The organism is Streptomyces sp., assembly GCF_031178505.1.
Lineage (GTDB): Bacteria > Actinomycetota > Actinomycetes > Streptomycetales > Streptomycetaceae > Streptomyces > Streptomyces gulbargensis.
In genome coordinates this window covers 1-12824 of the sequence record NZ_JAPSIW010000115.1, presented here as the reverse complement: position 1 = coordinate 12824, position 12824 = coordinate 1, and the positions used below count along the sequence as shown (strand labels likewise).

The window sequence follows — 12824 nt, the reverse complement described above, 5'->3', positions numbered from 1 at the left end:
CGGGCGCTCGCCCGGGGCCACGCGCTGGTCGCGGAGCGGACGCACGGGGTGCTTCCCGCGCCCCGGCAGGCCCTGGAGCTGCTGCGGCTGGCCAGGACCGCCGGCCGGGACGAGGCGTTCACGGCGGCCGAACGGGCGGCGGCCGACCTCTTCCTGACGGAGGAGTTCCGGACGAGCCTGTACGCCCTGGACCTCACGCAGCGGCACGCGGCGGCCCACCCCGGCCGGCCCGATCCCGCCCGTGCCCTGCCGGTGGGCCGGGTCGGGGTCCTCGGCACCACCCGGCGGGCCCGGCGCCTCGCCCTGCTGGCCCTGGAGAAGCTGCGCGTCCCGGTGGTGCTCGCCGGTGAGGACGCCACCGCCGTCGAGGACGCGGTGGCGGAGGTCCAGGAGGGGCTGCGGGAGCTGGTGGCCGGGGAGCGGCTGAGCGCCGGGGCGGCGGAGCGGTGTGCCGCCCTCCTGTCCGGCACCGCCGAACCGTGGGGCGGCGCTCTCGCCGGGGTGGACCTGCTGTTCGAGGCCGGGCCGGCGGGACGGAGCGCGCGGCAGGCCGACTCGGCGCTGCGCCGGGCCGCCGCGGCGGTCGGGGACGGGTGTGTGCTGGTGCCGACGGGTCCGGTGCCCGGCGCGGACGCGGTGGCGGCGGTGCCCTTCCCGGAGCGGGTCGTGGGGCTGTACGTGCCGTGGCCGGTCGAACGGTCGGGGCTGGCCGAGCTGGTGCGGCTCCCGGCGACCGGGGACGCGGCGTACGCGACGGCGGGCGCGGTGGCGGTGAAGCTCGGCAAGCAGTGCCTTCCGCTGGTCGCCGGCGCTCCCGGCCCCCTCGTGGACCGGCTGCGCGGCCGCTTCCTCGGCGCGCTCCTGGGCGCGGCGGACGCCTCGTACGGCCCCGGCGGGACGGGGCACGGTGGCGACGGGCACGGGGAGGAGGACGGGGCCGGTCAGTGGCTGGACCGGGTGTGCGAGCCGCTGGCCCTGCCGGTGCCGCCGTCCGCGCTCCTGCGCGAGCGGGAGGCGGAGGCGCTGCCGCTGGGCGACGGGGACGGCTCCCCGGTCGGAGGGGCGGACCCCGGAGCCGTACGGGAGCGGGCCCTGGCCGCGCTCGCGGAGGAGATCCGGGACCTGCTCGACCGGGGCGTCGTGGCGAGCGCGGCGGACGTGGACTTCGCTCTCCTCGCGAGCGGCGACTGGCCGTTCCACCTCGGGGGCGTCACCCCGTACCTGGACCGGACGGGGATCGCCGAGAAGGTCACCGGGCGCCGGTTCGGCGCGGCGGACACCGCGGCCGGGGACGCGGCGTGACCACGCGGCCCGTGCCGGCGCCGCCGCGCCCGGGCGCGTGCGGGGCCGCGCCGCGGCCGGTCCCGCCCGGCTCGCCGCCGGGCACCGCCACGGCCGCGCGGACGGAGGGCCCCGGGGTCTGGCCGGCGGTCCTGCCCGCGCCGCGCGGGAACGACGCCGGTCTCTGGCTGCTGCGGCTGCCGGAGGCGCTGCCGGCGCGGCACGCGCTCGACGTGTCCGTCCTCGACGCCACCGAGCGGCGGCGTGCCGCCTCGTTCGTGCACGCGGCGGACCGGGCCGGGTACGCGGCCGCGCACATCGCGGTACGGAAGGTGCTCGGCGCCTGTCTGGGGGTGGCGCCCGCCGCCGTGCGCCTCCGCCGCGACCCGTGCCCCTGCTGCGGCGGTCCGCACGGCCGGCCGACCCGGCTGGCCGATCCACCGCCGTACTTCTCGCTGGCCCACGGTGGGGGCGTGGTGCTCATCGGGGTCGCGCGGGTGCCCGTCGGCGTGGCCGCCGAGCGACCGCCGGCGCCGTCGGCGCTCCCGGCCGTCTCGGGTGTGCTCAGCCTCGCCGAGCGGGCGGAGGTGTCGGCCGCCGCCCCTGAGCGGCGCGCCGAGGTCTTCGCCCGGCTGTGGGCGGGCCGGCGCGCCCTCCGGCGGGCGCGGGGCGACGGGGCGGGAACGCACGGCGCGCACGGGTGGCAGGTCACCGGCCTGCCGGTCGACGACCTGTGGCTGGCGGTGGCGGTCCGCCGGACGGCGGACGCCCCGGAAGGGCGGGTCACGCTCCACCACCTGGACCAGCGCGGGGTGTTCACGCCCGCCGCGCCGCCCGGCGGGAGCGCGTGGTGACGGGGCGCGGCGCCCTTCGGAGGGTGCGGGCACTGGCGGCGCGCTGCGGGTGGTCCGTGCTGCGGACGCTGGTGGCGTACGGCTCGCTGTGGACGCACCGGCCGCCGGACGAGCTGTGGCCGCGGCGACCGGCCGGGAGCCGCCCGCCGAGCGCGGACCCGGCCTTCGGGCCGCCGCCGGGGCATCCCGAGCGGCTCGCGGCCGGCGCCCCGCCGAGCGCGGCGGAGCGGGACCTGTTCCGCCGGCTGCTCGGCCCCTGACCCGTACCCCCGTTCCCGTACGGCCGGTCCGTCCCGCATCCGCGCCTCCTCCCCGCCACCACCTCTCCGCACGGCCCCCGCACCGTCGCTCCGCGAAAGGGATCCAGGCGATGTCCACTGCCCTGACCCCGTCCCCCGCACGGTCCGCCGCACGGCCGCCCGACGCCGCCGTCACCGCCTGGGCGCTGGCCGGGCGCGGCGGGGACACCGAGGCGATCGAGCTGTTCGTCCGCGCGCTGCACCGTGACGTCTGGCGGTACGTCGCCCACCTGAGCGCGGACGCGCAGGCCGCCGACGACCTCACCCAGGAGACGTTTCTGCGGGCCCTGACCGCGCTGCGCCGCTTCGAGGGCCGTTCCTCGGCCCGTACATGGCTGTTGTCCATCGCCCGCCGGGCGGTGGTCGACAGCATCCGCCACCGCCGGGCGCGGCCCCGCCCCGCCGACACGGCCGACTGGCAGGCGGCGGCCGACCGCGCCCAGGCCCGCGACCTGCCCGGTTTCGAGGACGGCGTCGCCCTCCGGGACCTGCTCGACGCCCTGCCGGACGAGCGGCGCGAGGCCTTCGTCCTGACCCAGCTCGTGGGTCTGCCCTACGCGGAGGCGGCCTCGGTCAGCGGCTGCCCGGTCGGCACGGTCCGCTCCCGGGTCGCCCGCGCCCGGACCTCCCTGGTCACCTCGCTGCGCGAGGCCGAGCACGACGCGCGCCGCCCCGGCGCCGCCGCGTGAGCCGGCTACGGGGTGCCGGGACCGGGGTCGTGGAGGGTGATCGCGCCGGAGGGGCAGACCCCCGCCGTCATCCGTACGGCCGCGCGGTGGGCGGGCGGGGGGTCGGCGTCGAGCAGGAGGACGAGGCCGTCGCCGGGGTCCTGGTCGAAGACCTCGGGTGCGGTCATCGCGCACATGCCGGCGCCGATGCAGCGGTCGCGGTCGACGTGGACGCGCGGCGGCGTCATGACGCGGTCCGGTCCCAGGTGACCGGGAGGCTCTTGACGCCGTAGATGTCGGCGGTCTCGGGGCGCAGGGCGACCTCGTCGGCCGGGACGGCGAGGCGGAGGGTGGGGAAGCGGTCGAGGAGCGCGCGGAACGCGACGCGCATCTCGACGCGGGCGAGCTGCTGGCCGAGGCACTGGTGGACGCCGTGGCTGAAGGCCAGGTGTCCGCCGTACGGCCTGCGGACGTCGAGCACATGGGGGTCGGCGAAGCGCTCGGGGTCGTGGTTGGCGGTGTGGTAGGAGAGGACGACGGTCGTCCCGGCCTCGACGGTGCGGCCGTCGAGTTCGACGTCCTCCAGGGCCGTCCGCATGAAGGTCTTGGCGACGCTGAGATAGCGCAGCAGTTCCTCCACGGCCCCCTCGGTGAGGGAGGGGTCGTCGCGCAGCGCGGCGAACTGGTCCGGGTGCCGCAGGAGCGCGAACGTGCCGAGGGAGAGCATGTTGGCGGTGGTGTCGAAGCCGGCGGCCAGCAGGATCAGGCTGATGCCCCGCAGCTCCTCGTCGGTGAGGTCGCTGTCGGTGAGTTCGCTGAGGATGTCGTCGGTGGGGTGGGCGCGCTTGGCGGCCACCAGACCGGCGAGGTACTCCTGGGTCGCGGTGTAGGCGGCGACGAGTTCCTCGTCGGTGGTCTCCCCGCCCATGAACGTGTCGATCTGCTCCTGGAAGGAGGCGCGGTCCTCGTAGGGCACGCCCAGGATCTCGCAGATGACGATGGTGGGGATGGGCTTGGCGAAGGCGGTCACCAGGTCCACCGGCGGGCCGGCCTTCTCCATGGCGTCCAGGCAGTCGGCGGTGATCTGTTCGACGCGCTCGGTCAGCAGCCGCATCCGCCGCACGGTGAACCTGCCCACCAGGGGCTTGCGGTAGCGGCTGTGCTGCGGCTCGTCCATGAGGAGGAACTCACCGGGCGGCGCCGGGGGCACCTCGAAGTCGCCGACGTTGAGGAGTTCCTTGCGCGAGCTGAACCGCGGGTCGGCCAGGACGGACCGCACCAGGTCGTAGCCGGTGATCAGCCAGCCGGGTTTTCCGCCGGGATGGACGAAGCGGCTGAGAGGGCCGTGCCGGCGGGCTTCGACGAGTTCGGCCGGCGGGTCGAAGGGGCAGCCGGGCCTGCGGGCCGTCGGCATGGCGGTGACGGTGTGGACGGACTCGCTGGCGGTCATGGCGACTCCTCGTCTCGGGCTCCGGCAAGGGCTTGCCGGTGCACCGAAAGCTACGTTGCCTTCAGTAAGTCGTCAACGAACCCCTCTCCATAACTCCTGGTCAGTGTGGGGAAATTGATGCAATGGACCGAACGTGAACGCAACAGGGCGTTGCAATGGTTGAGCGCGAAGGCAATGCCGGGGCGCTTTCGCCGGCAGCCGCCGCCCGGACGGCTCTCCGGCCGTCTCAGCCGCCGACGTGGATGCCGGGGCGGCGCCCCGGGTCCGGCTCGTGCCGGCGGATGATCTCGCGCGTGACGGGCGCCGTGTCGCCGCGCCCCAGGAGGAAGTACCGGAACATGTGCTTCAGCGGGCTGCCCTCGGCCCAGGCGAAGTAGCAGTGCGGCCGGACTCCGGTGGTGTCGCGCAGGGCGAGGAGGACCGCGGCGATGGCGTTCGGCGCGGCCGGCGCCTCCGCGCGCAGGACGCGGTGCCCGTCGACCTCGACGCCGTGGACGGCCAGCACCTCACTGAAGTCCGAGGGGTCGACCACGTCGATCTCCAGGAAGAGCACGTCGGCCCTGCCGGGCACCGGGTTGGTGCCGCGCTGCTCGCGCTCCTTGTCGCGGTACTCGGCTCCGTCACCGGCCTGCCGGCGGTTGGCGATGATGTTGATCGCCTCGTCGTGGGCCAGGGTCTCGGCGAGGAAGCGGCGGGCGGCCTCGTCGAAGACGATCCGGTCGGCGCGCAGCTCCGTGGTCCGCGAGACCCGGGAGATCAGCGACACGGCGACGATGCCGGCGATGAAGAACCCGGAGATGGTGATGCCGTCGGGCTTGTCGACGATGTTGTAGACCAGCGCGTAGAGCAGGATCAGGGTGAGCACCGCGAACCCGGCCGCCACCGCGCGGCGCCCGCGGCGGGCCACCGAGACGGTGACCGCGAAGGCGCCGGAGACCATCATCGCCAGGATGCCGGTGGCGTACGCCCCGGCCTGGGCGTCCACGTCGGCGTCGAAGGCGAAGGTGATGAGGACGCACAGGGCGGTGTAGACGAGGACGACGGGCCGCACCGCGCGCCCCCACTCGGGGGCCATGCCGTAATCGGGCAGGTAGCGCGGGACGATGTTGATCAGTCCGGCCATGGCGGAGGCGCCGGCGAACCACAGGATCAGGATCGTGCTGATGTCGTAGACGGTGCCGAACGCCTCCCCGACGTGCTCGTGCGCGAGCCAGGCCAGAGCGCGGCCGTTGGCGGCGCCGCCCGGCCCGAACTCCCCGGCGGGGATGAGCACGGTGGTGACGAAGGACGCGGCGAGCAGGTACACGCTCATGATCAGCGCGGCCGTGGTCAGCAGCCGGCGGGTGTTGCGGATCCGCGCCCGCAGCCGCTGCTTCGGGTCCGCGCCGCCGGCGGCCACCAGCGGCATCATGCTCACCCCGGTCTCGAAACCGGACAGGCCGAGCACGAGGAGCGGGAAGGCCAGGAGCGCCGGGGTCATCAGCGCCCCGAACCCGCCTCCGCCGTCGGTGAGCGCCCCGGTCCAGGCGGCGAACGCGCCCGGTGTGGTGACGACATGGACGAGGCCGACGCCTATGACCACCGCGTTGAGCGCCAGGAAGACCGCGACCAGCGGGATGGCGACGCTCACGGCCTCGCTGAAGCCGAGCAGGAACACGCCGCCGAGGACGAGCAGCAGCACCACCGTGAGACCCACCTCGTGGCCGTGCAGGGCCTCGGGGAAGAAGGGGTTCTCCACGACGTGGACCGACGCGTCGGCGGTGGACAGGGTGATCGTGATGATCCACGAGGTGGCGACGAAGCCGAGCAGCACGAGGACGAACAACTTGCCCCGCCAGAAGGGCAACAGGTCCTCCAGCATCGCCACCGACCCGGCGCCGTGCGGGCTCTCCGCGGCCACCCTGCGGTACATCGGCAGCATGCCCAGCAGGGTCAGGGCCACGATCAGCAGGGTCGCCAGCGGCGAGACCGCGCCGGCCGCGAGCGCGGCGATGGCCGGTACGTAGGCGAGGCTGGAGAAGTAGTCGACCCCCGTCAGGCACATCACCTTCCACCAGGTGTGCGGCTCGGCATGCCCCTCGCCCGCCGCGGGTCCGACGGGCTGCACCTGGTGGCGCAGCATCCACCGCGCCAGCCGCCCGGTGGGTTCCGGCCGCAGCGCGGGGCTGTCCACCGTCTCGGGCACCACGGCGCGCGTGTCCTGGTGCGCGGCCTGGCCGTTCGCGTCCTTCATGGCTCCCATCGACTTTCTCTCGCTCCTGCGCGCAGGCCGGCGGCACCGCCTCCGCCGCGGCGCGATCACCGAGTATGCGGCGTCCCGGTCGCCCTCCCGCCCCTCCACCAGCGGCGGAGCCGGCCCACCGCGCCGCTTCCCGGGCGGGGCGACGCGGGCCGGTTCCCCGGGAATCGGCCTCACCCGGGCGTTCCCGTCGTGTCCTGATCACCACGAGTCACCGGGAAAATCATGTCGCGTTCTTAACGGCCCCTCCCGAGGATCCCCGCGTGCCCCGCACCCCGCGCCCGGCCCCGACCCGCGCCCTCCCCCGCGTCCTTACGAGGTGGAGGCGCTGTTCCCCGTCCTCGCCTCCGCCCCGCCCCTCGGGACGGCGCACGCCGCCGGTGGCTCCCCGCGCCACGGCTCCGGGATGCGCCGCCGGAACGCGGGGTGCTGCGTGGAGCCGGAGCGGGGTCAGGTCATAGGGTGACGGCATGCCTAGAACTTCTCCTTCAGTCGCACTGGAAACCCTGCTCTCCGGCAACCGGCGCTTCGTGTCGGGCACCCCGGAGCACCCGAACCAGGACGCCGCCCGCCGCACGGAGCTGGCCCCCGGGCAGGACCCGTTCGCCGTCATCCTGGGCTGCTCCGACTCACGCCTGGCCGCCGAGATCATCTTCGACCAGGGCCTCGGTGACCTGTTCGTGGTCCGGACCGCCGGTCACGTCATCGGCGCCGAGGTGCTCGGGAGCGTCGAGTACGCCACCAGCGTCCTCGGCGCCCGCCTGGTCGTCGTGCTCGGCCACGACTCCTGTGGCGCGGTCGCCGCGGCCCGCGCGGCCGTGGAGGACGGCTTCGCGGCCGGCGGCTTCGTGCGGGACGTGGTGGAGCGCGTGACGCCGAGCATCCTGGCGGCCCGTTCCGCCGGACTGACCGCCGACAGCGACATCATCGACGCGCACATCCGGCACACCGTGGACCTGCTGCTCGACCGCTCCCGGCTGCTCCACGAGCAGGTGGAGAAGGGCGAGGTCGCCGTCGTCGGTCTCGGGTACGCGCTCGCCGAGGGCAGCGCCCGCCTGGTGACCACACGCGGTGTCGACCCGGAGGAGGCGCCGGCTCCATGACCCTCCGCTTCGACTGCTCCGACCCGTCCGCCCGCGCGGACGGCCTGACGGAGGCCGTCGCGGCCGTACGGCGGGGCGAGCTGGTGGTCGTGCCGACGGACACCGTCTACGGCGTCGCGGCCGACGCGTTCGACCCGAAGGCCGTCGCCGCGCTCCTCGCCGCGAAGGGCCGGGGCCGGCACAAGCCGTCGCCGGTCCTGGTCGACTCCCCCGACGCCCTGCGGGAGCTGGCGGACGAGGTGCCGGACGCGGCGCGGGCGCTGGTCGACGCGTTCTGGCCGGGCGGCCTGACCCTGGTGGTCCGTCACCGGGCCTCACTCGACTGGGATCTGGGCGAGACCGGCGGCACGGTGGCGGTGCGGATGCCCGACCACCCCCTGACGCTCGACCTGCTCGCCGCGACCGGCCCGCTGGCGGTGTCCAGCGCCAACCTCACGGACCGGCCCTCACCGCAGGACTGCGACGCGGCGCGGGCCATGCTGGGCGACGCGGTGGCCGTCTACCTGGACGGCGGCCGCACCGCCGGTGCCGTGTCCTCGTCGATCGTGGACCTCAGCGGGGACGTTCCGGTACTCGTGCGGGACGGTGTCCTGCCGGTGGCGGAGCTGCGCGCGGTCGTGCCCGATCTCGTCGTGCCCTGAGCCGTACGGCGACGCGGTGGCCCGGCACCCCTGTACGAGGGGTGCCGGGCCACCGGTGCGCCGGGCGACCGCCCGGCGGAGGTTCCCCGACCCGAGCGGGCCGGTCGGTTCGGACCCGAGCGGACCGGTCGGTTCGGACCCGGGCCGACCTGACCGACAGGACCCGATCCGGCCGTCCTGTCCGGACCGCTCGCGCGCCACGGGTCCCGCCGCCGGGCCGCCGGGCCGGATCCCCGTGCTCTGCTGTCAGGCGACTCCGGCCGCGCCCGTCCCCCGAGGAGCCTCATGTCCACCTCCCGGCGCTCCGCCCGACTGCTCAGCGGCCTGCTGATCGGCACCGGAGCGGCCCACTTCGCCGTACCGCGCCCCTTCGACGCCCTGGTGCCCCGGACTCTGCCGGGTTCGGCCCGGACGTGGACCCGGTTGAGCGGCGTCGCGGAGATCGCGATCGGCGCCGCGGTGGCGGCGCCGCGCACACGGCGGGCGGGGGCGGCGGCGGCCGCCGCGCTGTTCGTCGCCGTGTTCCCGGCGAACGTGAAGATGGCGTACGACTGGCGCCACCGCCCGGCCCCGCTGCGGGCGGCCGCCCTGGCCCGGCTCCCGCTGCGGATCCCGCTCGTCCTGTGGGCCCTGAGCGTTCACCGGAACGAGGGCCCCGGGCCCCGGCCCTGAGGCCCCCCTCGCGCGGCCTCAGGCCGTGGAGGCCGGGCCGGGCGGCAGGTGGACGGTCATGATCAGGTGGCAGGTCTCCGTGCCGTCACCCCGGTAGGTGTGGGGGGCGTCGGCGTCGAAGGTGGCCGTCCTGCCGGCGGTGATCGGGTGCTCGGCGCCGTCGACGACGAGGATCATCCGGCCGGCGGTGACACTGACGGTCTCGACGACTCCGGCCTGATGGGGATGGCTGGGGTACTCCTCGCCCGGCTCCAGGCGCCAGCGCCAGACCTCGACGGGGGCCGGGCCCGAGGTCGTCAGCATCAGCCGGGCCTCACTGCCCTTCTCCCCCGCCCACAGCGGCATCACGGCGTCCGCGTCCACCACGCGGACGCGCCCTTCCGCCGGGCCCTCCAGGAGCGCCGACACCGAGACGCCGAGGGTGTCGGCCAGGCGCACCAGGGTGGCGAAGTTCGGATTGCCCTGCGCCTTCTCCAGGCCCACCAGGGCGCCCTTGCTGACCTTGGCACGGCGCCCGAGTTCGTCCAGGGAGAGGCCCGCACGGTGACGGGCCGCCCTGACGTTGTGCGCGAGCGTCCGCAGCGCCTGCTCGGTCTCGGCCACCCGATCACCCTCCTCCTGCGTTGACCATTCCACTGCACCTTACGGTCGTTCGGTTGACATGGGATGGTCGTTTCACTGTACGGTTCAGTCGTTCTACTGCTCATCGTAAGGGATGGACGTACCGTGATCGCTCTGCTGCTTGCCCTGGGCAGCTCCCTCGCCTACGGGTGCGCCGACTTCCTCGGCGGTCTCGGCGCCCGCAAGGCCCACGTGCTGCGGACCGTCATGATCGCGGCCCCGGCCTCGCTCGCCGTCGAGCTCGCCCTGTGGCCGGTGCTCGGCGCCTCGTTCAGCCCGGGCGCGCTCGGCTGGGGCGCCGCGTCGGGGGTCGCCTCGGCCGCGGCCTTCGCCCTGCTCTACCGCACCCTCGCCATCGGCCCGATGAACGTCCTCTCGCCGATCACCGCCCTGGTCTCGGCGATACTCCCGGTCGGCGTGGGCCTCCTCCAGGGCGAGCACCTCGGCCTCGCCGGTCTGCTCGGCCTGCCGCTCGCGCTGGCCGCGGTGGTGCTCGTCAGCGCCGGCCACGGCGCGGGATCGGTCCGCCCCTCCCGTACGGCGCTGCTGCTGGCCTTCGGCGCGGGCGCCGCCATCGCCCTGCAGCTGGTCTTCCTGCACCGGGCGCCGTCGGACAGCGGCGTGGCCCCGCTGATCATCGGCCGGGCGGTCTCCTCGGCGGTCACCCTGGCCGCGGCGGCGGTGATGTACCGCAGGCTGGGCCCCGAGCGGCCCGCGTACGCGATCTCGGCGGCGGCCGGCGTGCTGGACTCGGTGGCGAACCTGCTGTTCCTGCTCGCCGCGCGCGGCGGAGACCTCGCCGTGGTCGCCGTGATCACCGCGCTGTACCCGGCCGGCACCGTTCTCCTCGCGCGCGGTGTTCTCGCCGAACGCATCCACCGGGGCCAGCTCGTGGGCCTGGGCGCCGCGGCGGTCGCCGTCGGTCTGCTCGCGCTGAGCTGATCCGCCCCGGCCCCACTCACCGTCAACACCGCGACCGCTGGGCGCAGTTCGGCCTCCGACCCGGGGCGGGCCGGTCGGCATGCCTGGATCGCCGAGGGCCATGACGCCGGCCCGCTGAGCGGCGGCGGACCGTCCGGCCGGGCACCGGCGTGCGGGCCCTCCGCGTCACCCCGCGACCAGCCGTGCGGCATCCCGCGCCGGCGCCCTCCACCGCCCGCCCGCCGAGGACCCGGCGCCCGACCGGCCGCGGCGGGGTTCCGGGGCGGAGACGGAACCGGCGGACGGACAGCGGGTCAGCGGGCGGGGCCGAAGGCGGGTGGTCTCAGGTCGTCCCCGGCGGGGCCGACGTCACCGTCGCGCCACTCGGGATCGTAGGAGCAGGGCACGGTCGCGCCGCCGGTGAAGTACCCCCGGTCCGGGTACCAGGTGAAGGACATCCGCTCGTCGCCGCCGTCCCGCTGGACGTACAACTCCCAGGCCCTGCCCCCTTTCCCTTCGCGGTAGGAGGTGACCTTCCAGCCGTTGTCCCGCGCGAACCGGTGCAGCCGGCGCAGACCGGGTTCCGCCTGGCTCGCCGTCACCCGGTCCAGCGCCCAGTGGTGACTCATCGAGGAGGCGCCTTCGACGGTGCGGTCCTCCAGGCCCAGCAGGCCCCCGTCGTAGCAGAAGCCGGCGCCGAACGTGTTCTCCGTGCTGACGCCGAGGTCCTCGACCCCGGGTTCCACGGTCCGGGTGAAGCCGAGGACGGTGTACGCCTCCTGGGAACGCTGGAAGGCGCGCTTCGCCATCTCCTCGGGCGGGACGCGGGGGAAGTCCGTCGACCCCCAGGAGAGCCCGACGAGCAGGACGACCAGGGCCAGGACCCCGGCGAGCGCGGCGATCCCGCACCCCGCGAGCCCCCGGGGGCGGCTGGGGGTGTCGCGGGTGTCGGGGACGGGGGTGCGGGCGGGTGCGGTGTCGTCGGGCATACGAGGACGGTAGGCGGCCGGCCGGGCGGTGGGATGGGGGCGGCTACCGGGCCCGGGGTGAGTACGCGTACTCACCCCGGGGATCCTGTACGGCTCCTCGGCCCTCGGCGGCTCCGGACCGTGGTGGCGGCGCCGGGCCGCCGTCAGCTCGGAGCGGCCGCCGTCCGGGGCGGCGGCATCGCGTCGGCCGCCGCGCGGCGGTACTCCGCGTTGATGCGCCGGGCCTCCTCGAGCTGGTCCTCCAGGATGATGATGCGGCAGGCGGCCTCGATGGGGGTGCCCTGGTCGACGAGTTCGCGGGCGCGTGCGGCGATGCGCAGCTGGTAGCGGGAGTAGCGCCGGTGACCCCCCTCGGAGCGCAGCGGCGTGATCAGGCGGTGTTCGCCCAGGGCCCGGAGGAAGGAGGGCGTCGTGCCGAGCATGTCGGCGGCCCGGCCCATCGTGTAGGCGGGATAGTCGTCGTCGTCGAGCTTGTCGGCGGGGCTGGTACTGCGAGGGGGCATAGACCTCTTCTTCCGGGGACGCGTCGAGGGGCCCGGGCGCCGTCATGGCGCCCGGGCCCCGAGCTTGCAACACCATCTACCGGCGTATCAACGCCGGCCTTCCGTGTCCGCTGCGATCCGCCCCGGAGGGCGGACAAGCGGGGATCGCGGCTGCGTGACCGTGGACCACCTTCCCATCCGGGGCCTGCGGTACCCGGGCGGCGCTCCCCGCTCGCCCGGGCGATCCTGATGGCGTTCCGCTCCTTACCTTGTGCGGTTACTCGTTCGTACTGCTGGACAACACGGGTACTGCGCGCGACCCCTGGGGCCGCTCGGACCGGCGGCCGGCGAAGGAACCCACCACTTCCGGCTCCTTCACCCCGCCGCCGGTCCGCACCTGCTTCTACCTACTGCGCGGCAATGCGTCCCTGCCGCGCTCCCGGACTTCTGGGTACGGCACAACACTAACCCCCGCGCGAAGCAATGTCTACCTTCGCCATGACAGATTTTCTGCATCGGATGAAGGTGCGATTCTTCGCCCGACGGACGCGAGAAGAGGTGAGGACGGCAGAAGGGACGGCACCCGCCGTCCCTTCTGTCGTCC

At 75.2% G+C, this 12824-nt stretch carries 14 protein-coding genes; 8 read left to right on the top strand and 6 right to left on the bottom strand.

Going from position 1 to position 12824, the window contains the following annotated elements; genetic code table 11:
• The 4 genes from RIF68_RS11305 to RIF68_RS11290 form a co-directional block, all read left to right on the top strand.
• Positions 1-1302, top strand: a 1302-nt coding sequence (locus RIF68_RS11305; RefSeq protein WP_309051047.1) for a 3-hydroxyacyl-CoA dehydrogenase NAD-binding domain-containing protein, incomplete at its 5' end; no start/stop codon positions are given.
• The gene (locus RIF68_RS11300) at positions 1299-2135 is read left to right on the top strand and encodes a 4-phosphopantetheinyl transferase (protein ID WP_309051046.1); all 837 of its coding nucleotides are present in this window, start codon (positions 1299-1301) and stop codon (positions 2133-2135) included. The genes RIF68_RS11305 and RIF68_RS11300, both read left to right, overlap by 4 nt.
• A 23-nt stretch (positions 2136-2158) precedes the next feature.
• Positions 2159-2395 (top strand): DUF6059 family protein, encoded by a 237-nt coding sequence (locus RIF68_RS11295; protein ID WP_309051045.1) that lies wholly within the window; start codon positions 2159-2161, stop codon positions 2393-2395.
• Between the two features lie 110 nt (positions 2396-2505).
• Positions 2506-3123, top strand: coding sequence for a sigma-70 family RNA polymerase sigma factor (locus tag RIF68_RS11290; RefSeq protein WP_309051044.1), 618 nt, complete (start codon positions 2506-2508; stop codon positions 3121-3123).
• A 5-nt stretch (positions 3124-3128) separates the two neighbouring features.
• On the opposite strand, the gene RIF68_RS11285 is transcribed toward RIF68_RS11290, so the two are convergent.
• From RIF68_RS11285 to RIF68_RS11275, 3 genes are all read right to left on the bottom strand, one after another.
• Positions 3129-3350 carry a ferredoxin gene (locus RIF68_RS11285; protein WP_309051043.1) on the bottom strand — a complete coding sequence of 74 codons (222 nt, stop codon included), beginning with the start codon at positions 3348-3350 and terminating at the stop codon, positions 3129-3131.
• Positions 3347-4552, bottom strand: a complete 1206-nt coding sequence (locus RIF68_RS11280) for a cytochrome P450 (RefSeq protein WP_309051042.1) — start codon at positions 4550-4552, stop codon at positions 3347-3349. Before RIF68_RS11280 ends, RIF68_RS11285 begins: the two co-directional genes overlap by 4 nt.
• A gap of 226 nt (positions 4553-4778) precedes the next feature.
• The gene (locus tag RIF68_RS11275) at positions 4779-6794 is read right to left on the bottom strand and encodes an amino acid transporter (protein ID WP_309051041.1); all 2016 of its coding nucleotides are present in this window, start codon (positions 6792-6794) and stop codon (positions 4779-4781) included.
• Between the two features lie 467 nt (positions 6795-7261).
• On the opposite strand from RIF68_RS11275, the gene RIF68_RS11270 reads away from it, so the two are divergent.
• From RIF68_RS11270 to RIF68_RS11260, 3 genes are all read left to right on the top strand, one after another.
• Entirely contained in the window at positions 7262-7894 is a 633-nt protein-coding gene (locus tag RIF68_RS11270; protein WP_309051040.1) for a carbonic anhydrase, read from the top strand.
• Entirely contained in the window at positions 7891-8535 is a 645-nt protein-coding gene (locus RIF68_RS11265; protein ID WP_309051039.1) for an L-threonylcarbamoyladenylate synthase, read from the top strand. Before RIF68_RS11270 ends, RIF68_RS11265 begins: the two co-directional genes overlap by 4 nt.
• Positions 8536-8820: 285 nt before the next feature.
• Complete coding sequence (locus tag RIF68_RS11260) at positions 8821-9207, top strand: MauE/DoxX family redox-associated membrane protein (RefSeq protein WP_309051038.1); 387 nt, start codon at positions 8821-8823, stop codon at positions 9205-9207.
• Positions 9208-9225: 18 nt separating this feature from the next.
• Here RIF68_RS11260 and RIF68_RS11255 read toward each other — a convergent pair whose 3' ends face one another.
• Positions 9226-9810 (bottom strand): XRE family transcriptional regulator, encoded by a 585-nt coding sequence (locus tag RIF68_RS11255; protein WP_309051037.1) that lies wholly within the window; start codon positions 9808-9810, stop codon positions 9226-9228.
• A gap of 123 nt (positions 9811-9933) precedes the next feature.
• On the opposite strand from RIF68_RS11255, the gene RIF68_RS11250 reads away from it, so the two are divergent.
• Positions 9934-10770 (top strand): EamA family transporter, encoded by an 837-nt coding sequence (locus tag RIF68_RS11250; protein WP_309051036.1) that lies wholly within the window; start codon positions 9934-9936, stop codon positions 10768-10770.
• A gap of 293 nt (positions 10771-11063) precedes the next feature.
• Here the strand turns inward: RIF68_RS11250 and RIF68_RS11245 are convergent, their stop codons facing one another.
• Both RIF68_RS11245 and RIF68_RS11240 read right to left on the bottom strand, forming a co-directional pair.
• Positions 11064-11738, bottom strand: coding sequence for a hypothetical protein (locus RIF68_RS11245; RefSeq protein WP_309051035.1), 675 nt, complete (start codon positions 11736-11738; stop codon positions 11064-11066).
• A 143-nt stretch (positions 11739-11881) separates the two neighbouring features.
• Positions 11882-12241, bottom strand: a complete 360-nt coding sequence (locus RIF68_RS11240) for a MerR family transcriptional regulator (protein WP_309051034.1) — start codon at positions 12239-12241, stop codon at positions 11882-11884.
• Positions 12242-12824 lie beyond the last annotated feature (583 nt).

Coding starts and splice junctions, on each gene's coding strand:
- RIF68_RS11290 (WP_309051044.1), top strand. CDS start 2,506: ATGTCCACTGCCCTGACCCCGTCCCCCGCACGGTCCGCCGCACGGCCG.
- RIF68_RS11285 (WP_309051043.1), bottom strand. CDS start 3,350: ATGACGCCGCCGCGCGTCCACGTCGACCGCGACCGCTGCATCGGCGCC.
- RIF68_RS11280 (WP_309051042.1), bottom strand. CDS start 4,552: ATGACCGCCAGCGAGTCCGTCCACACCGTCACCGCCATGCCGACGGCC.
- RIF68_RS11275 (WP_309051041.1), bottom strand. CDS start 6,794: ATGGGAGCCATGAAGGACGCGAACGGCCAGGCCGCGCACCAGGACACG.
- RIF68_RS11270 (WP_309051040.1), top strand. CDS start 7,262: ATGCCTAGAACTTCTCCTTCAGTCGCACTGGAAACCCTGCTCTCCGGC.
- RIF68_RS11265 (WP_309051039.1), top strand. CDS start 7,891: ATGACCCTCCGCTTCGACTGCTCCGACCCGTCCGCCCGCGCGGACGGC.
- RIF68_RS11260 (WP_309051038.1), top strand. CDS start 8,821: ATGTCCACCTCCCGGCGCTCCGCCCGACTGCTCAGCGGCCTGCTGATC.
- RIF68_RS11245 (WP_309051035.1), bottom strand. CDS start 11,738: ATGCCCGACGACACCGCACCCGCCCGCACCCCCGTCCCCGACACCCGC.
- RIF68_RS11240 (WP_309051034.1), bottom strand. CDS start 12,241: ATGCCCCCTCGCAGTACCAGCCCCGCCGACAAGCTCGACGACGACGAC.